The organism is Peribacillus simplex, assembly GCF_900156045.1.
Classification (GTDB): domain Bacteria; phylum Bacillota; class Bacilli; order Bacillales; family DSM-1321; genus Peribacillus; species Peribacillus simplex_D.
This window is the reverse complement of record NZ_FTMX01000007.1, coordinates 81,534-101,247: the sequence shown is the minus strand read 5'-3', so window position 1 is coordinate 101,247 and position 19,714 is coordinate 81,534. Positions and strand designations below refer to the sequence as shown.

Below are 19,714 nucleotides of genomic sequence, written 5' to 3'. Positions count from 1 at the left end.
CGGTGGCAGTCAGCTCTTTTTTTATCCTCTATACCTTGAATATTTGTCTTCCACTCACCTCAGAATTAATATTGGGAATTTTCTAACTTGAAACTTCAAAAAAGTCAATGCAGGCCGAAATATCTATAGAAGCCTAAATTAATTTGAGGTATACAAGGAGAATTGTACATATGAAAAGACTGACAGACTGGTATTTTAATTCGCTTAAAAAACAAATATTGATTCCTTTTTTAGCTTTGATCATGATAAGCGGAATGGCCATCTCTTACATGAGCTATAAAAATAGTATCGAGTTGACGACACAGGAACTTACTGGAACGACGGAAGAACAAGTCAAGTCAATGAACGATTCTTTCGAAATCTTCTTTCAAAAAACGGAAAATCAATTGGATAGGATCGGTAAGTACCCTTTCATGAGTACTTATGATAAGAACCCCGAATCGATAATGGATGAGTTTTCCCATACACAGTCAAGCAGTTCTGAAATAAATGGTTTATACCTCGGCACAGAGAAACACGGAAAAACATTGATATTCCCAAAAGCTGAATTGCCGGCTGACTTTGATCCAAGACAAAGGGATTGGTATCAATCGGCATTGAAACAAAAAAACAAGACCATTTGGACGGAACCTTATACGGATCAGGCGACGAATGAACTTGTCATTACGGCAGCAAAAGCCATATATGATGATCGTGATGAATTAATAGGCGTGCTCGGTGTCGACATCTCGATCGATACATTGATCACGATGGTCAATCAAACGAAATTCGGTGAAACGGGTTATACGGTTTTACTGGATAAGAAAGGGTCATTCGTTACACATCCAGACAAGGAAAAAATTCAACAGGATATATCAAAGGAAAATATGTTCAGAAAAATGAAAAGTGCATCCGGTTCGATGATAGAGCAATACGAAGGGCAAAGCCGGATCATCGGATACGCCACCAATCCGACAACTGGATGGAGAATAGCAGGGGTGATGGATGAAAATGAAGTGAAAGTCCGTGCAAGCCCGATGATAATCGATAATATCATCACACTGTTGATCGTATTTACTGTCACGGCACTATCTGCCATCTTCATCACCCGTTCTTTAACGAATCCGATTAAAAAGCTGCAGGTATCCATAAGGCAAATGGCTGACGGCGATTTCACATCCAACAATTCCATTTCCAGGAAAGATGAGATTGGGCAACTTGCGGAAGACACCAGCTTAATGACCAGGAATATGAGTCATATGTTAGGGGTTGTCAACAACCTTTCCGATAAAGTATCGGAATCCTCCATGACGCTAGTGGCTAGTGCAGATGAAAATTCAGCGGCGGCTAACGAGGTGGCCATGACGATGGAACAAATAGCGGCCGGTGCCATAGACCAAATTGAAGTCGGGCAGAATAACGAAATGGCTGTAAAGCTATTGGCTGACAAAATCAATAATCTTGAAGGACAAGCGAGCAAAATGGCCATGGAATCCGAAAATATGTTCAAGGCTTCCGAAAACGGAATCACTCAAGTGCAAGGCCTAAAACAACAATTCAATGAAACGTCACTGATTTCCAGTAAGATGAGTAAGGCAGTCAAATCATTGGATGCACGCTCCAATGATATTAGTGCAATCGTAAAGACCATAAGCGGGATTGCAGGACAAACGAATTTACTCGCTCTTAATGCCGCCATCGAAGCAGCCAGGGCTGGTGAGCACGGAAAAGGGTTTGCAGTTGTTGCCGATGAAGTGAAGAAATTGGCCGAACAGACGGAAAACTCACTGAAAGAAATCTCTGAAATCATTCAAGCCATGCAAACCGATACAACCAATACCGTTCTATTGATTGATCAAGTCAATCAAAAAATCCATCTTCAGGATACTTCTGTAACGGATACGGAGAATGCCTTCAGTCACATTGCATCCATTATCGCGAACACATTCAGCAATTTCGATGAAATCAAAAAGATGATGAACGATATGGTAAACGAAGTCACACGAATGGCGAGCAATGCAGAAAGATTAAATTCAATCAGTCAGGAAACTGCGGCAGGAACCGAAGAAGTATCAGCTTCCGTGGAACAAACGAATGCTTCCATGGAACAATTAAATGCCCTGGCTAGTGAATTGGATGCCCTATCCCAGGAAATGCACAAAGAAATAAAGAAATTCACATTCTAATCAAAAAAAGGACGGGTCCTAAGGGAACCGTCCTTTTACCTTACGATTTATAGAGTTCTTCTACTGTTCGTTAGCGTTTCATCGGTTTCAGTTATTCCTGAGTAAGAAGAACTGGATTTTCTCGCATCAGAATCGACTAAAACAAGCAGCTTGCCACTCTTTACATCCGCTTCATAACGATTAGCTTCGTCTTCAGGTATGCCCATTCCGATTAATGTACCGGCCAATCCGCCTGTACCAGCACCTACAGCCGCTCCGGCTAATGTTGCAGCAAGCGGCCCGGCTGCCAGTACCGGTCCGATTCCCGGAATGGCCAACGCACCCACACCAGCCAATAATCCAGCAGCACCGCCCAAAATACCTCCGGTCGCCGCACCAGCTGCGAGCCCCTCTTCAACTTTTGTACCCGTTTCTTCATTCACTGCATTTAATTCTTCTTTATCTTTAGCCACCACCGAAATATCTTCACGATCATACCCTTGAGCCTGTAATGACTCAACAGCCTTTATGGCTTCTTCTCCAGTTTCATAAACACCTATTATACGCTTATCCATATCTATCATCCTCCTTAAAGAATGTAAATTGTCGCTCCCCCTTTACATACCCCAGGGGATGAAAAGGAAAACGTTATTTAACGGGAAAATATTTTTGAGTTAACCCTTACTTGGAAAGGGTATATATAATACTAGTATGCACATTTTTAGGGGGTTTTCTTTTTGCTCATCGAGTTACTTAAAGATTTAGTATCTATTGACAGTTCAGCGAAAGAAGGGGCCAACCAGGCAGTTGATTACTGTGCGGAGTGGCTTAAAAAACAAGGAATTACCGTGAATGTGATCGTGAATAACGGTTATAAAATGCTTGTTAGCGAGATTGGCAGCGGAGATAAAACCGTAATTTGGAATGGCCATGTCGATGTTGTCAGCGGAACGCCGGATCAATTTTTCCCTGAGATTCATGAAGGAAACTTATATGGACGCGGGACAGCCGATATGAAAGCGGGAGTTGCAGGGATGATGTGTGCATTTACCGAACTGAAAGATAAGGACTTAGGTTTAAAAATCCAGTTGCAGATCGTATCGGATGAAGAGATTGGCGGGTTGAACTGTTCCGGATATTTAGCGAAACATGGGTATAGAGGGGACTTTGTAATCTGTGCTGAACCAACGCAATTGGGGATTGGACTCCAGGCAAAGGGTGCCCTTCGTCTCGATATTGAAGTATCCGGCAAATCTGCACACGGAAGCCGTCCATGGGAAGGCGTGAATGCGATTGAAAAGGCCTATGATCTCTATCAAAAAATAAAGGAACTTCCTTTCACCCGGGATCACACTCCCCTTTACTCTTCCCCTTCACTTAACCTAGCAAAAATCAAAGGCGGGGATGTTTATAATAAGGTACCGGATGCCTGTTTGCTAAGCCTTGATATACGCTACCTTCCTACGCAAACAATGGAAGATATCATTGCTCAGATCGAAAGTGTGACAGGAAATAATGTTCATATTAATATGTACAGCAAACCTGTAAAAACCGAAGAGTCAGATCCATTCATCACTCTGCTCCGCCCGATTATCGAAAGGAACACCAAGCAGGACGCTGTCATTTTTGGGCAGCACGGCTCTGCGGATACCGTGTTTTTTGCGGCATATGGTATCCCAGCCATTGAATTCGGTCCAAAAGGTGAGAACTGGCATGGAGATAGGGAATGCGTCAACCTTGAATCAGTAGCAGTCTATCAAAAAATGCTAGTCTATTTCGCTTCTGAATTTGTTTTATATTAATCCAAATCAAAAAAAAAGCCGGCATCACATAGATGCGGGCTTTTTTCATGCCCCGAATAATCTCTCCTACTAAAATAAATAGCATTCAATCCTCTATTATTACGTTGTTTTTTTACAAAATATACAGGACTTTAAAACCAGGGATTACACCTCCATATTTTACCTAATTAAACAGGATACGCCATAATACCAGCACTATTTAACAAAAATACGCTTATACTGACATAATTAATAATATATTTACATTTAATAGATAAGTCCTTTTGTCCTAGTTTATATTACATTTATTTATCAAGGGAAACCTTTTTGTAACACAATTACTATTCCAGCGAAACATTGTTGTCATAAAGACCTGTTATTCTAAGTCTACGATTTAAAACAAAGGAGACTATTCATTTTGAAAAAAATACTACTTCCACTATTCACTGCTTTCTTTTTGGTATTTAGTTTTTCCGGAGTTTCATCGGCTGCTACTACTACATACAAAGTTAAAAGCGGCGACACACTATGGGGTATCGCCAATAAACATAATATAACAGTCAATCAACTCAAAAGTTGGAACAACCTGAAAAAAGATAACATCCATCCAAAACAAGTTTTAAAGGTCAAGAAAACTTCAACCTCTGCTAAACCTAAAGCTAAAACATCATCATCATCCAAGAAATATAAAACGATCACGGTGAAGGCAACAGCTTACACTGCTAACTGCAAAGGTTGCAGCGGTATTACAGCATCGGGTCTTAACTTAAAGAAAAACCCTAACGTAAAAGCCATCTCAGTCGACCCTAAGGTCATTCCGCTAGGAACAAAAGTTCATGTAGAAGGATACGGGGATGCCATTGCGGCAGATAAAGGCGGCGCAATCAAAGGGAATAAAATTGACGTCTTCTACTCTTCTCACTCAAAAGCCATCAATTGGGGCAGAAAAACCGTTAAAGTAAAAATCTATAAATAATGATAAGCACCAGCCTGAAACCTAATTCAGGCTGGTCTTTTGTTTTTCCCATTCTTACAAACACCTAAACAACCAGTTTCCCTTCAAACGGAAATATTTACTGAAATTTCAGTCAATGTTATGATTAGTACATCTTAATCAAAAGAGAGGTGTGCACATTGAATATTGTCATTATAGGGGCCGGAGCACTCGGCTCCTACTTTGGAGGCAGGTTGCAGCAGGCGGGGCAGCATGTTCAATACCTTGTCCGAAAAAACCGCGCCAAACAATTGAAAGAAAACGGTATCAGCATAACCAGCCCACATGGAAACTACCAATTTAACGACCTACATATCACAGAGAACGTAAATGATATCGAAAAGGTCGACCTTGTGATTCTCGCCGTAAAAGGCCAGCATCTGCAAGGCACCCTTACAGATTTAAAGGTCCTTGTCGAAAAAGGCGCAAAGGTCCTCCCGCTTTTGAATGGATTGGAACATATATCCATTTTACAGGATGAACTGGGCGATGAAGCCGTCTTGGGAGGAAGCGCCTTTATCATCGCCACGCTCGATGAAAAAGGTCATGTCATTCACTCCAATGATAATCACGATTTAATCTATGGCCCGCTTCATCCGTCACAAAAAAAGATTTGTGATGAATTCGAACAGGCGGCCGGATCAGCTATCATGAAGGCTGGCAGAACGGAAAACATATTGATCAGGATGTGGATCAAATACATGTTCATCACCGCTTTCTCCGGTGTGACAACTGCCTCCAACCTCCCTATCGGCACGATACGGAGATTCCCTGAAACCAATGGATTGCTGGAAAAGGTCCTTGTTGAAATGAAGGAGCTCGCAAATGCTCATGGTGTCGGAATTTCTGTGGAAAATATTGCCCAGGCGTTGGAAAACATGGCAGGTTTACCTGATGAATCCACCTCTTCCATGCACCAGGACCGCCGGAAGGGCCTAACCCTGGAAGTGGAACATTTACAGGGCGGTGCACTGCGCCTTGCCGACAAGGCCGGTTTGAGACTTCCAGTGATCGGAACCCTTTATGCACTCATAAAACCATTCGAAAATTGATTTTTCCCGATACCGGCTCCCCACCGGTATTTTTTTATTGCAGTTTATCAATCTATCATGAACACTAATAGACACTTTAATTCCTCTTCCACCCTTTAGTTATTAAAAATCCCAAGACCAAAAAGAACAAAAAGAAAACAATATCACCAAAAGAATATTCTGATTCTTCCTTCTGTTACACTATAACCAAGTTAAGAAAGCGCTATCATATAACAAAGGAGAATGCACCTTGAAAATATTAAAAAATCTAACAGTTCAGGTCATCATCGGTATCATTCTGGGTATAACAGTCGGTTTCTTCTTCCCTTCTTTCGGTGAACAGCTGAAGATATTAGCTGATTTATTTATTAAAATGATTAAAATGGTCATTGCACCAATCATCTTCTTAACCGTCGTAATCGGAATTGGCGGTATGGGTGATATGAAAAAGGTTGGCCGCATCGGCGGAAAGGCCCTGCTCTATTTTGAAATCGTTACCACTTTCGCACTTGCCATCGGAATCATCGTAGTCAATCTGCTGGGACCTGGTAAAGGCTTTAACATCGATTCAGTCGAGGGCGGAGATGTATCACAATATACAACAGCCGCTTCCGAAACGGAACATGGCGCCGTTGCTTTCATTTCTAATATTATTCCTGATAATGCCGTTGCCGCACTTGCTGGCGGAGACTTACTCCCTATTCTATTCTTTGCCGTATTATTCGGATTATCAATGGCGGCAATGGGACCGAGAGTGCAGCCAGTCGTTTCTTTCTTTCAGCATATTGCCGATATTTTCTTCGGCATCGTCGGTATGATCATGAAAGTATCTCCATTGGCGGCTTTTGGAGCAATGGCTTATACAATCGGTAAGTTCGGCCTTGGTTCTCTAAGCTCTTTAGGACAATTAATGGGTAGCGTATATATCACAATGGCACTATTCATCATTTTTATCCTTGGCTCGATCGCAAAAATATACGGCTTTAATATTTTCAAGTTCATAGCCTATTTAAAAGAAGAAATCCTCTTAGTTTTAGGAACATCTTCGTCGGAATCGGCTCTACCAAGCGTAATGAAAAAACTTGAAAAATATGGTTGTTCAAAATCGGTAGTCGGTTTAGTTGTCCCAACGGGTTATTCTTTCAACCTTGATGGCACATCGATCTACTTATCCATGGCAGCGATTTTCATCGCCCAAGCCTATGGTGTCGATTTAAGCATCTGGCAGGAATTGACCCTTCTCGGAATCTTGATGTTAACATCCAAAGGAGCTGCCGGTGTAACGGGATCCGGTTTCATTACACTTGCTGCAACATTAGCTGCCTTCCCAATGATTCCAGTTGAAGGAATGGCCTTACTGCTGGGAGTCGACCGTTTCATGTCTGAAGCACGTGCCATCACCAATCTAATCGGTAACAGTGTTGCTACAGTGGTCATTTCTAAATCGGAAGGTGAATTCAATCCAAATCAAGCCATCTCAGGCGATATGGGTGAAGTGGCCGTCTCATCGGAAAAATAAGCGAGTCTTGAATGAAGAGGTGTGCAACTTGCACCTCTTTTTTTTATGTCTTGCTCCCATTCTATCAATGAACAGCCGATTTTCTATAAATAGCCAATCAAATAAATTTCAGAATCACTGAAAAGTGTTTATACTTTTATGTAACAGGTAAAAGTATATAGTTAAAAGTTTTAGTAGTTTGATGGATTTAACCAAATTAGGAGGTTTTATCATGAAGGATTACGGATTATTTATTAACGGTGAGTGGTCGGATTTTGGATTGGATAAAATTGAAGTGAGAAACCCGGCAACGGATGAGGTAGTTGCCACCGTTCCTAAAGGCGGTGCAACTGAAGCGGCGAAGGCTGCAGATGCCGCATATGAAGCCTTTACGGGCTGGGCTGCACTCTCAGTCTATGAACGTGCTGAACTAATTTGGAAATGGCATCGATTGATCGATGATAATAAAGAAGAACTAGCCAAAATCATGACTGAAGAGCAAGGCAAGCCCCTTAAAGAGGCTCTTGGTGAAATGACATATGCAAATGGCTTTTTATCTTGGTTTGCCGAAGAAGGAAAACGGGTATACGGCGAAACGATTCCTGCTTCCGTATCCAATAAGCGGCTTTTCGTGACAAAACAGCCTGTCGGAGTTGTAGCTGTCATTACGCCTTGGAACTTTCCCGCAGCCATGATTACAAGAAAAGTTGCACCAGCGCTTGCAGTCGGCTGCACAGTCGTCATTAAACCGGCAAACCTGACTCCCATAACAGCTCTAAAAATGGCTGAATTAGCTGAAGAAGCTGGCATTCCAAAAGGAGTCATCAATGTCGTGACAGGAAAATCATCAGAAATCGGCGAAACTTGGCTTCAAGATACAAGGGTTCGTAAATTGACGTTCACCGGTTCTACAGAAGTCGGTAAAACCCTTATGAGGGGCTCAGCTGACACGGTAAAGAAAATCTCGCTTGAACTCGGGGGTCACGCACCCGCAATCGTTCTTGAGGATGCCGACCTTAATAAAGCGGTTGATGGCATCATCAGTTCAAAATTCCGTAACGCAGGACAAACATGCGTCTGTTCAAATCGCATTTATGTCCACGAAGCCATTCAAGAAGCCTTCATCAAAAAGCTCGTTGCCAAGGTCAAAGAACTAAAGGTAGGAAATGGACTGGAGGATGGCGTCGATATCGGTCCGCTTATCGATCAAAATGCAGTTGATAAGGTTCAAAAACAAATTGATGAAGCAATCAGCAGCGGTGCTAAGCTCGAAGCTGGCGGTAAATCAATAAGCGGTCTTTTTCTTGAACCAACTGTACTATCCAACATTGATGACAGCATGCTCTGCATGAAGGAAGAAACATTTGGTCCTCTAGCTCCCATCGCCTCCTTTAAGACTGATGAAGAGGCAATCAAGAGGGCGAATGACTCCATCTTCGGTTTGGCAGCTTACGTCTTCACTGAAAATATCACCAAGGGCATCAAATTCACCGAGGCACTTGAATTCGGCATTGTTGGCTTGAACGATGGACTCCCTTCCGTTCCGCAAGCTCCATTTGGCGGATTCAAGCAAAGCGGGCTCGGCCGTGAAGGTGGACATCAAGGCATCGAAGAATTCCTGGAAGTAAAATATATTTCCTTAGGTTTGTAACCTGATTAGGCGCTTTTGCTCCTTCACTAAGAAAACGGGCCCGACTCAATTGAGTCGGGCCCGTTTTTTCATTCCAATATATCTTCTTCAAGCTTTTCTTCTTTTCGGATCCTGATGAATTTTACGATATTCAATACAATCGTTTTAACAACGGAGTAAGTCGGAACGGCCAAAATCATGCCGATGATACCGGCAATGTTTCCGGCGACGAGCAAAAGGATGATGATGGTGAGCGGATGTGTGTTCAATTTTTTCCCTATGACTAACGGTGATATAAAATTACCATCCAGTTGCTGAATGACCGTTACAACCAGAATGACCAGTAACGCCTCGGTCGGTGAATGAATCAACGCCACAATGACCGCAGGAGCCGCTCCGATAAACGGACCTACATATGGGATGATATTGGTTACAGCACCAATTAGCGCGAATAAGAACGCGTAAGGCAAACCAATGATCAAATACCCGATGAACGTTCCGATCCCGACGAACATGCAAACAAGCATCTGGCCTTGTATGTATGTGGTAAGCGTCCCGCCAGTTTCCTGAAGTACAGTTAAAGCCGGTTTTCTATAGCGAACCGGTACGAATTTCATAATGGCGGCCGGAAGCTTATCCCCATCCTTCAACATATAAAACAGGATGAAAGGAACCGTTACGACCACTAACGTAATATTCGTCACCACGCTGAAAACGGAAGTTAAACTGTTCGTTATATTACTAGGTAAGTTCGTCAAATATTTTTGCAGCGAATCCCCTACTTCTTGCAGTGGTACATAATCTTGTTCAACCGTCCACAAAAACCATTTTGACTCAGCTGAATCTTCAATGAACTTCCTTGTTTGATTGAAATAATCCGGGAGGTTATTAACTAAATCCGTAACCTGTTTGGACAGTGACGGGCCGACCAGACCGACCAACAAACTAATCAATCCCAGGAAAAATACATAAAGCAATAAAATCGCCAATCCCCTTGGCATTCTCCTTTTAACGAGGAAATCAACAGTGGGGTTGAACAAAAAGTAGAGAAAACCTGAAATCAAGATTGGAAAGAACAATGTAGATGTAAAGATGACTATCGGTTCAAAAAGAAAAGAAATTTTTGTACCAACATAAAAAAGTAAAGACAATAGTAATAACTCTAACGTCCAAAAATGTAATTTTGTCTTGAACAAATTATCTCCTCCACTATAACCATTCTATTTAACTCCCTATTTCTAAGGAAACAACATCATAAATACGAAAAATCCTATGTATGATAATCTCTCATTGTTAGCAGTTTACCATATTTCCATAACTTGAATGAATAATTATATACAAAAATAAAAGAAAAAGCCTAAAGATACAGTTCCCTATCTTTTTGATGGTTAAGCTTCTTTTTAAAATATTCCTTTCCAGTGGTGTCGAAAGATTCATGGGTTTGTTTTCACCAATAAGGGACACGGACCCAAATAAAAAAACCCCGCTGTATTAGCGGGGTTTTTGAGTCTTATTTTTGATCTTGAAGTACTGCTTCAAGCATCGTACCATTTTTAGCTAGGTTTGTATGCCATGAAAATGCTTTTTCAAGAATGTGTGGAGTTTGATGCCCGCCAGTTTGCGCAACAGCTTCAGAGAAGTATGCACGAAGCTGTGGACGGTAGTCAGGATGCGCACAGTTTTCTATGATTAACTCTACGCGCTCTTTTGGTGCCAAACCACGTAAATCAGCGATCCCTTGCTCTGTCACTAATACATCCACATCATGTTCAGTATGATCCACATGTGAAACGAAAGGAACGATACTAGAAATTTTGCCGCCTTTTGCATATGATTTCGTTACGAAAATGCCTAGGCGTGAGTTACGTGCAAAATCACCAGATCCACCGATTCCATTCATCATTCTTGTCCCAGAAACATGTGTCGAGTTCACGTTACCGTAGATATCACACTCTAACGCTGTATTGATTGAAATCAAGCCAAGGCGACGGATGATTTCAGGATGGTTAGATATTTCTTGTGGACGAAGAACTAGTTTATCACGGTATTTTTCAAGCTCACCGTAAACTTGTTTACCTTTTTCTTCAGCTAATGTAATCGAACAACCCGAAGCGAATTTAACTTTTCCAGCATCGATTAAATCAAATACCGCATCTTGCAACACTTCTGAATAAACTTCCAAATCTTTAAATTCAGAATCAAGGAAGCCAGCGAATACTGCATTTGCAACTGAACCTACACCCGACTGAAGTGGAGCAAGGCTTTCAGTTAAACGGCCAGCCTTGATTTCTTCACGAAGGAAGTTAATAAGGTGGTTGGCGATTGTTGCTGTTTCTTCATCCGGCGGCACGATTGTAGAAGGTGCATCAAGATCCGTGGAAACGACGATTCCCATTACTTTTTCAGGATCAACCGCAATACCGATCGATCCAAGACGATCACTTGCTTTAGTCATAGGGATCGGTTCGCGTTCCCCTTGTTTAGCTGGTGTATATATATCATGCATCCCTTCCAATCCTTCTGGATGGGACACGTTTAATTCAATGATTACATGTTTAGCTTCTTGAACGAATATGGCTGAGTTTCCTACAGAAGTTGTCGGGATGATTAATCCATCTTCCGTAATCGCCAATGCTTCGATGATTGCAAAATCTATAGGGCCGACAATGCCCTGACGAACTTGTTCAGCTGTATGAGATAAATGCTGATCCACATAAGTGACTTCATCAGCATTGATTTTATTGCGAATGCCTTTATCCGCTTGGAACGGCAAACGTTTGTTTATGATACCCGCTTCCGCCATATGTTGGTCGACTTCCGGTCCTAATGAGGCACCTGTATATACGTCAACTTTGAATTTTTCAGTTTTAGCCCTTTCAACTAGAGCCATAGGAATAACTTTAGCATCCCCAGCACGGGTAAATCCGCTCATACCGAGTTTCATTCCATCTTTAATCCATGAAGCTGCTTCTTCCGCTGTAACTACTTTCCCCTTAAATTGTTCGTTGCGAATTTTTTTGAAAACGCTTTCGTTCATACAAAAGACCCCCATTTTTCGCTTTTCTTACACTTAATTTTACCAATCCTGTGTAATCATCACATTCGATTCTGAATGAAAAGCCTTAAATAGAGCATAAACCAGCATTTTTTTCACACAAAGGAGAATCACTAAAACCCCAAAGCCCTTCTAAATTGACTTGCATATGTTTGACTGACCTGGATTTTGGAATTGTCTTTCATTATCAGTAAAAATGTAGAATGAAAATCGGGAAGGATCTCTTGTATATAATTGATATTGACGATGTACGAACGATGCACGCGAATGAATAAATCACTAGGTAAAATGAATTCTAATTCACTTAAGTTCATTTTATGAAATCCACTCACACGTTCGGACTGAATCTTAGTTTTCCTATTTTGAGCTTCCAAATACATAATTTCATCATATGGAAGCGGTATCCAGCGGTCATCTGTTTTAATGGTCAAGAATGATGTCGGTAAAATTAATGGCTTTGACGGCAAGATGGCCGTTACCGCCCCTAACGGATTGCCCTCGTCCATTATAGGAACACTCAGCCCATAGTAAGGAACGCCAAATACATTACTTTCAACTTGCACCCCTATTTTTTTACGAACACTCAACGCTTTATATGTCGCCGTTTTTTCACTGATTAAATCACCCGGTTTTATTCTTAAGTCAACTTGTTTGCTCGGTTGATAATAAATGTATTTTTCAGAATCAGCCACAGAAATTGAAGCATCCTTCGGTACAAACTCCCTGATGATATTCAAAACGGATTCGACCGTAAATTGATCCATTTCCTTTCACCTCTTAAAAGAACATATTAATAATTTCCCTATTTTTAAACAGGGCATTCATGAAATAATTCATAGTTTTCTGGAAAACTTACATTTTTTTGAATTCGCGTTTCGCAAAATAAAGAAAAATGGAAGTAACTAAGCGAAAAACGTCAAAAAAAGCAAAAAAATCGTATTTAAATTTATATCCTTATTCATTATAGTTGGAAAGCGCCCTGATTTCCATGGGGGATTCTAGAAAAAAGCTTCCTTATACCTAACATATAATCTCCATAACCGAGGTTGGGCATCAATGCATAAAGAAGCCGCTCTCCCTTTATTGGATAACGGCTGAAAGGTTATTTTTTAAAACGGGGATTTTGAAACGAGGATTTTATTCGAAGGGATAATATCTCTTCTAAGTTCTTCAGTGGCAATTCCAATAAAAAGGGTCGGTCATCAGGTTGATATACATCCTCTGAAATGAGCGTATTAACGATCTTTTGTTTTTTCGCATTAACAATTCGGACCAGTCTCCCCATTTTCAGCTCCCTTTCCTCAATCTACTGTATCCGGCACATACGGCCGAATTAATCACAGCATCAGATATCATTCTTTAACGCATCATGACCTTCTTTTCCGGTCCGGATATTCACCACATTCGCCAATTCATATATGAAGATTTTACCGTCCCCAGGCTTACCGGTACTCAAGAACTTCCTTGCTACATCCACAACATCCTGAACTGGCACCTCACACACGACGATTTCGATTTTCATTCGGTCATGCAATGACATTTCACGATTTCTGCCTCTATATGTTTCCACATAACTTTTCTGAAGACCCGTTCCTTTTACTTCCGAAACTGTCATTCCGCTTACCCCTATTTTTGCAAGTTCCGCTTTGAATTGCTCAAACTTGATTGGACGTGTAATGATTTCTATTTTCGTTAAAACCTCGGACATATGAGCCCCCCCTTTTAAATTGATTCGTGATAAGCCTTTTCTCCATGAAGTGTAAGATCAAGCCCCATTGACTCATCTTCTTCACTGACACGCAACGGCACGAAAAGGTTTATGACTTTCGCAACGATATAAGTGACCACGGCAACGAAAATATATGTCGCGACGATCGCTACAAGCTGTTTCCACAATAAGTTGAAATCGCCATAGAATAAACCATTTGCCCCGCTTTCATTTACGGAAGTGGTCGCAAACAAACCTGTGGCGATGCCTCCCCATGTCCCACCGATCCCATGTAATCCGAAAGCATCAAGTGCATCGTCGTAACCCAGTTTATTCTTCAGGAAGAATACGCCCCAGAAACATACGGCACCGCCGACGACACCAATGATGATGGAAGAGGCAGTGGTTACGAATCCACAAGCAGGTGTAATGGCTACCAAGCCAGAAATGGCTCCGGATACCGCACCCAGCAATGTTGCCTTTTTATTAGCCATATACTCAACGATCAGCCAGCCTATGATACCAGCAGCTGCTGCAACTGCTGTATTAACGAATACATTCATCGCCACTTCATTGATTGTCAATGCACTTCCGACGTTGAAGCCGTACCACCCGAACCAAATTAATGAACCTCCGAGGAATGTTAAAGGAAGATTATGTGGTGCACTGTCACCCGACTCTTTTCTTTTACCTAACATGATCGCTAAAACCAGACCCGCAACCCCTGAAGAAATATGGACGACGTTGCCACCTGCAAAGTCAAGCGCACCCAATTCCGCTAACCAGCCGCCTCCCCATACCCAGTGTGCAACGGGAGCGTATACGAATAAAGACCAAAGGATCGTAAAAATCAGGAATGCTGAAAACTTCATCCGCTCGGCAATGCCACCTGCAATGATCGAGACTGTTAACACGGCAAAAGTCATTTGGAATAACATGAACAAACTATGAGGAATTGTTTCGCTGTATGGTCCAGGTGCAAAGCCTACATCCTTTAACCCAACCCAGTCCAGACCGCCTAGAAATGTATTACCAGGTGAAAATGATAATGAATATCCAATAAGCACCCAAAGAATCGAAATGACAGCCAGTGGCATGTAACTATGCATTGCCGTATTCAGGACATTTTTACTTTTTACCATCCCTCCATAAAATAGGGCAATCCCTGGTGTCATTAGCCAAACCATCATCGTCGCCAAAAACATGAATACCGAATCCGCCATTTGCATACTGTTTTTTCCCCCTTGTTTTTTATATATGTTATGTTTATTAACACTATTATGTTATGTTTTTTATCATATACTTAATTTTCTAAAAATTCAACTTAATTTTTATTTTTCGCGAAAACATGTGAGGTTTTGTAACACCACAAAAACTACATTTAAATAATTTGATATATATACCGTTTAAAGGGAATTTTTATAGTCTGATTTCTTATCACAAGAAGCCGAGATAAAGCAGAATTATCCGGCTAAGAATGAAGGGGGAAAGTGGAAGGAGAAAGTAGAAAAAGATAAAGCGTAACAAATATTTGGTGCGTTTTTATCACGAAAAGTACATTTTAATTTCTAATAAAGGATTTATTTCCTGATGTTTTCCAAAGAAAAAGCAATAGCCTTTCCCCGAAGAATATCGGGAAAAGGCCGTACATTACTATAATCCACTGTCTTCTATAGAGAGTATTTGCATTTCCCACAACAAGGTATGAATAGGTATTTATAAGTAAAGGATTGGCTAGCACTCCCTCTAAATCCCCACTGTATTCTGAATAATCTTGTCCCCTCCCAGGATAATAATGACTGATGAATTCTTTAGATTTCACTCAGGTGTTTTTCAGTCCCATACAGTTGGAAAACCTTACTCCCATTCTATATTTAAAAGTTTTTCCAAGTTTTCCACTTCAGTTTTCCCGGTTTTTTTATCAATGATTGATGTATATAGATGAGGTATAACTAATTCAGCACCATTATCAAAACATGTTTGCACAATCACTTGAACATTATTTAAATTAATTCCGCCAGTTGGTTCAAAAATTTTAATTCCAGATTTCACTGCAGCTCTTACCATTAACGCAACTTCATCTAATCGGCTATCACCATCAATCGGATAAAATTTAACAGAATGAATGCCAATTTCCGCTAGGATAGTTGCCGCCAATTCACACGATACCTTTTCTCTTAATTCCTTACTTTTTGGTCCGGTTGTAATATATACTTCACCTGCCATTCCACTCGGTTCAATAAGTGCATTAACAACTGTATGTTCAGCATCCAATCGTTGTAATGCTCCAAGGGTATAAGCTGCTGCAGGGAACACTTGATTAATATGGTCTGGGATTGTTTTTGTTGAAACATTCACTACACTTTTCCAAACAGTTGGATCTCCAGCACCCAATCCAACAGAAACAGGGATGCCTGCGGATTTAAATGATAATACCGCTTCAATAGCTTCTTCTTCTGATGGGAAATCTTTCACCATTAATCCGACTAAAATTTGTTCATTAGCTACGTTAATAAGTTCTTTTGCGTTCACTAAATCTTTAGCTAATACGTTGAAAATTACTTGCTTATTTGTCATGTTACTTATCCCCCTCCAATTATCCTTATTATTCCATCAACAACAATATCCTCTTGACTTTCAAATAACGGACGGGGATCGACATGTAAAACACCCGAAGCAGCATTGTAATCTCTTAAATAGATGGCAGGATTGCTTTTTTTCAACGCTTCGCTCAATTCATTAGCAGCAATTCCTGTCTTTGTGGCATCAATTTGGATACGAGCACGATAAATAGGACGTCCTGCTTCATCTTGTTCTATTCCTGTTGTTATCCCCGGTATTGTCTCTAGAACATTACATAACTTAATCATTTTTTCTTTCTGTATATCAGGATCTACGGACTGCGATTCATAACTTTCAAGAGCGATGATTAAGCCAATCATCGCTTCCTTACTCACCTTCATTGCTCGGCCAATCCCTTTGTATTGCATACGACATGCTTCCATCCACTCTTTTTTTCCACAAATAAATCCAGATGTGGGTCCACTAAGTGCTTTTCCACCGCTGTATACGACCATATCCGCACCTAGTTTTATATATTTTTTCAGATCTTCTTCGGCCGCAGCATCAACAATTAAAGGTATATTGTGTATCTTTGCAATATCAATCATAACCTCTAATGGAAGCATGCCTTTTTGAACTGAATGGTGGGATTTAACATAGAGTAATGCAGATGTATTGGGAGTAATTGATTGTTCAATGTGCTCCCGATAGACTCGATTTGCGTACCCGGCTTCAACGACATGTCCACCACCAAGCGCAATCATTTGTTTGATACTTGCCCCAAAGTGTATTGTATGCCCTTTTTGAATAATAATTTCATTTGCCGTTCCTTCAAAAAATGGCAGCTGTTCAACAACATGTAAATTGGTTTTAGAAATGGTAGCGGCTACACTTATTGCCACGCCAGCTGCCGCCCCCATTGTTGGACAACCATCTTCTGTATCGGTATGCTTTGCAATTATTTTTCCTGTATGGCGAATTAACGTATCTATCTCGACAAAATCTTGTAGCGCCTGTTTCATCGATTCAGCGATTAAATCATTCACAACTGATATACCTAGCGGTGTCATTTTCCCACAAGCATTTATCACTTTTTTGAGCCCAATTTGTTCATATATATTCATACTTACTCCTTACTCTAGTGGCAGCGGGAAAAATCCGCCAAATAACATCGCTCCTAAAATCGCACCACCAGCTATTGGTTTATTCCAGATGTAAAATAATAACGCGCCAATAATAGATCCCAACCCAACTGGTAAAGAGGCTTGGCAAGCAGAGATAATAATTAGTGGCCCAAAATAGCGGCCGGCCATATTTCCTGCGCCCATCATAACATCCGCACCAAACGTCGAGCTTGCGGATTTAATCGATATTTTACGAATACCAACAATGATATATCCAATAGCTAAACCAATAAGTAATCCTGTTGCAATAGCTAAAGGGAAATTATAAACAGGAGCTGTAATTCCGGCAGCAAGTAAGATAGCAGGAATTCCAACACCAACCCCAGTATTTAACGCACCGCCGATATCCAAAATCCCAACTAGCGGGCCTTCTAATACTCTGGCAAATAAGAAACTAGCGCCAAATGCCGCGGCGGCGCCATAACCTCCACCATCAAGACCAGCTTTTAATAATGCGATAACTGCGATATCATTAAAAGCCCCAACACCATGGACTACATACATATGACAAGCAGTAAATGTTCCTGCTGCCAACAATGCTGTGAAGAACGGAAAAGCCCAGTCCGCATACCAAAATGAATTGTAATTAATAGTTTTATTATCTGTCATGATCATTTCACCTCTTGTCCAACCAGTTTGTGTAAATTGGTTAACCATTCTGGATGATTAATATCCATTTGAGTAAGTAAAGTTAAATCACTTCCACGGAAAAATGCACTTAATGCAAATAATATTATAATCGTCGTAAAAATCACTTTTGGTGCACGTGTCCACCCTAGGTCATCGACGCCTTTTCCAAGCAAGATCCCTAAAACAACCCCAGGAACGGCATTACCCATAATTAATTGTGCAATTCCCCCGAAAAGTGTGCCCCAAAATCCTGTACGTTTCCCAGCATCAATCGCAGCTAGCCAGAATATCGCTGGCATCACATAAACTATAAGTAAATTGGCTGCCGGACCAAGTACTTTCATGGCCACGACTTGTAGAGACTCAGGAATCGCTGATGCCGTGGTACATAAAAACGCCACAGTAACCGCCCCAACGAACGCACCAATAATCCCCATTTTTTTTGGATTGTGCAACGTCTCCTCAGGATTCCTTTTTCCCATTAATGCAATTGCTGCTGTCCAATGCGGCAACACACGATGATCCGTTTCAGAAGTTATTGCACCGACTCCAACTGCAGATGCCCATGCTTTGAAAAAGAAACCCAATCCAAATGTGAAATGTGAAACACTATCTCCTGCACATGAGTTTAACTCTCCTAAAGTACGGAAAGATCCTAACCCTTGAACTTTCGGTGTATGGAACATGCGGGCAGCCCCAGCTCCGATTGCAAAGCCTGTTAACGCTCCCACTAAAACCGCTTTATACAAAATTGTTAACGTTTCCATTATTTCACCTGCCTAAACTGCCTTATTTTGTATTTTATAAATTCTGGTAAGGCATTCTTTTGAATTTGTTTTTCATGCTGTATTTCACTGACATTTACTATTGATACACTTACTTTAACATCCAACATATATCTGTATTTTTTTCTTTCTTTAGGAAAGAAAAAGAATAAGAAGTGCTCGGTATAGGTAATTTCGAATGCTTCAATGACGTCGACATTGATTGGCTCAAGCCGTATGATGAGCTGTGAATCATCTTGTACTATTTTTTTTTTACTTGATTTAGTGCTGAACCAATGGCTTGTTGTTTTGTGTGACCTGAAGAAGCTACCTGAATATTCATTTCCTTAGTAATCATCACTTTTCACTCCTTAGTCTAATGAGCTCTTTAGTTATTTCTTCACCAAGCTCTTTCTGGTCCATAAAACTAAAACCAAGCACTTCAATTCCATCTTGAACTGCTGTTCTACCCTCTTGTATTGATTTCATTCCATAACGTGCTTTATAACCATATTTATTTTGTGCCGTTATAGCACCAGCACCGCCACTTCCACAAAATGATATACCAATGTCAGCATTTTCCGCTTTCATTACATCTCCCAATTTCATATCAGCAGTGACTCCCTCGATGACAATCGCCTTCCCGCCCGCAGCTTCAATTCCTTTACCAACATTTTGTCCTTTTCCTAGACGATCCCCTATAACAATAACTACTTGATTCATCTGTATTCCT

At 40.9% G+C, this 19,714-nt stretch carries 18 protein-coding genes; 6 read left to right on the top strand and 12 right to left on the bottom strand.

Annotated features, from left to right (window positions below; genetic code table 11):
- Positions 1–170: 170 nt before the first annotated feature.
- Complete coding sequence (locus tag BW986_RS22130) at positions 171–2,165, top strand: methyl-accepting chemotaxis protein (protein ID WP_076370839.1); 1,995 nt, start codon at positions 171–173, stop codon at positions 2,163–2,165.
- A 47-nt stretch (positions 2,166–2,212) separates the two neighbouring features.
- On the opposite strand, the gene BW986_RS22125 is transcribed toward BW986_RS22130, so the two are convergent.
- Complete coding sequence (locus tag BW986_RS22125) at positions 2,213–2,719, bottom strand: general stress protein (RefSeq protein WP_076370837.1); 507 nt, start codon at positions 2,717–2,719, stop codon at positions 2,213–2,215.
- 162 nt (positions 2,720–2,881) lie between these two features.
- Between BW986_RS22125 and BW986_RS22120 the strand changes: the two genes are divergently transcribed.
- The 5 genes from BW986_RS22120 (at position 2,882) to BW986_RS22100 (ending at position 9,099) form a co-directional block, all read left to right on the top strand.
- Positions 2,882–3,946 (top strand): M20 family metallopeptidase, encoded by a 1,065-nt coding sequence (locus BW986_RS22120; RefSeq protein WP_076370835.1) that lies wholly within the window; start codon positions 2,882–2,884, stop codon positions 3,944–3,946.
- A gap of 397 nt (positions 3,947–4,343) precedes the next feature.
- A complete protein-coding gene (locus BW986_RS22115; protein WP_076370833.1) occupies positions 4,344–4,901 on the top strand; it encodes a 3D domain-containing protein in 558 nt (185 codons plus the stop codon).
- A gap of 149 nt (positions 4,902–5,050) precedes the next feature.
- On the top strand, positions 5,051–5,971 hold the full coding sequence (locus BW986_RS22110) for a ketopantoate reductase family protein (RefSeq protein ID WP_311316571.1): 921 nt from the start codon (positions 5,051–5,053) through the stop codon (positions 5,969–5,971).
- A 229-nt stretch (positions 5,972–6,200) separates the two neighbouring features.
- A complete protein-coding gene (locus tag BW986_RS22105) occupies positions 6,201–7,469 on the top strand; it encodes a dicarboxylate/amino acid:cation symporter (RefSeq protein WP_076370829.1) in 1,269 nt (422 codons plus the stop codon).
- Between the two features lie 211 nt (positions 7,470–7,680).
- The gene (locus BW986_RS22100) at positions 7,681–9,099 is read left to right on the top strand and encodes an NAD-dependent succinate-semialdehyde dehydrogenase (protein ID WP_076370827.1); all 1,419 of its coding nucleotides are present in this window, start codon (positions 7,681–7,683) and stop codon (positions 9,097–9,099) included.
- A 68-nt stretch (positions 9,100–9,167) separates the two neighbouring features.
- On the opposite strand, the gene BW986_RS22095 is transcribed toward BW986_RS22100, so the two are convergent.
- From BW986_RS22095 to BW986_RS22040, 11 genes are all read right to left on the bottom strand, one after another.
- A complete protein-coding gene (locus tag BW986_RS22095; protein ID WP_076370825.1) occupies positions 9,168–10,274 on the bottom strand; it encodes an AI-2E family transporter in 1,107 nt (368 codons plus the stop codon).
- A 314-nt stretch (positions 10,275–10,588) separates the two neighbouring features.
- The gene (locus BW986_RS22090; RefSeq protein ID WP_076370823.1) at positions 10,589–12,115 is read right to left on the bottom strand and encodes a succinyl-CoA:acetate CoA-transferase ScpC; all 1,527 of its coding nucleotides are present in this window, start codon (positions 12,113–12,115) and stop codon (positions 10,589–10,591) included.
- A 131-nt stretch (positions 12,116–12,246) separates the two neighbouring features.
- Positions 12,247–12,897 (bottom strand): LytTR family DNA-binding domain-containing protein, encoded by a 651-nt coding sequence (locus BW986_RS22085; RefSeq protein ID WP_076370821.1) that lies wholly within the window; start codon positions 12,895–12,897, stop codon positions 12,247–12,249.
- Between the two features lie 581 nt (positions 12,898–13,478).
- The gene (locus BW986_RS22075; RefSeq protein ID WP_063235326.1) at positions 13,479–13,841 is read right to left on the bottom strand and encodes a P-II family nitrogen regulator; all 363 of its coding nucleotides are present in this window, start codon (positions 13,839–13,841) and stop codon (positions 13,479–13,481) included.
- A 14-nt stretch (positions 13,842–13,855) separates the two neighbouring features.
- On the bottom strand, positions 13,856–15,070 hold the full coding sequence (locus BW986_RS22070; RefSeq protein WP_076370817.1) for an ammonium transporter: 1,215 nt from the start codon (positions 15,068–15,070) through the stop codon (positions 13,856–13,858).
- A 628-nt stretch (positions 15,071–15,698) separates the two neighbouring features.
- Positions 15,699–16,418: a KDGP aldolase gene (locus BW986_RS22065; protein ID WP_076370815.1), complete on the bottom strand. Its 720-nt coding sequence runs from the start codon at positions 16,416–16,418 to the stop codon at positions 15,699–15,701.
- A 5-nt stretch (positions 16,419–16,423) separates the two neighbouring features.
- Positions 16,424–17,527: a DgaE family pyridoxal phosphate-dependent ammonia lyase gene (locus BW986_RS22060; protein WP_076370813.1), complete on the bottom strand. Its 1,104-nt coding sequence runs from the start codon at positions 17,525–17,527 to the stop codon at positions 16,424–16,426.
- Between the two features lie 9 nt (positions 17,528–17,536).
- Complete coding sequence (locus BW986_RS22055; protein WP_076371197.1) at positions 17,537–18,196, bottom strand: DUF4310 family protein; 660 nt, start codon at positions 18,194–18,196, stop codon at positions 17,537–17,539.
- A gap of 2 nt (positions 18,197–18,198) precedes the next feature.
- Positions 18,199–18,984 carry a DUF4311 domain-containing protein gene (locus BW986_RS22050; RefSeq protein ID WP_076370811.1) on the bottom strand — a complete coding sequence of 262 codons (786 nt, stop codon included), beginning with the start codon at positions 18,982–18,984 and terminating at the stop codon, positions 18,199–18,201.
- Complete coding sequence (locus BW986_RS31320) at positions 18,984–19,205, bottom strand: DUF4312 family protein (protein ID WP_397222936.1); 222 nt, start codon at positions 19,203–19,205, stop codon at positions 18,984–18,986. Before BW986_RS31320 ends, BW986_RS22050 begins: the two co-directional genes overlap by 1 nt.
- A 133-nt stretch (positions 19,206–19,338) precedes the next feature.
- Positions 19,339–19,704 carry an SFCGS family glycine-rich protein gene (locus tag BW986_RS22040; protein WP_076370809.1) on the bottom strand — a complete coding sequence of 122 codons (366 nt, stop codon included), beginning with the start codon at positions 19,702–19,704 and terminating at the stop codon, positions 19,339–19,341.
- Positions 19,705–19,714: the final 10 nt, after the last annotated feature.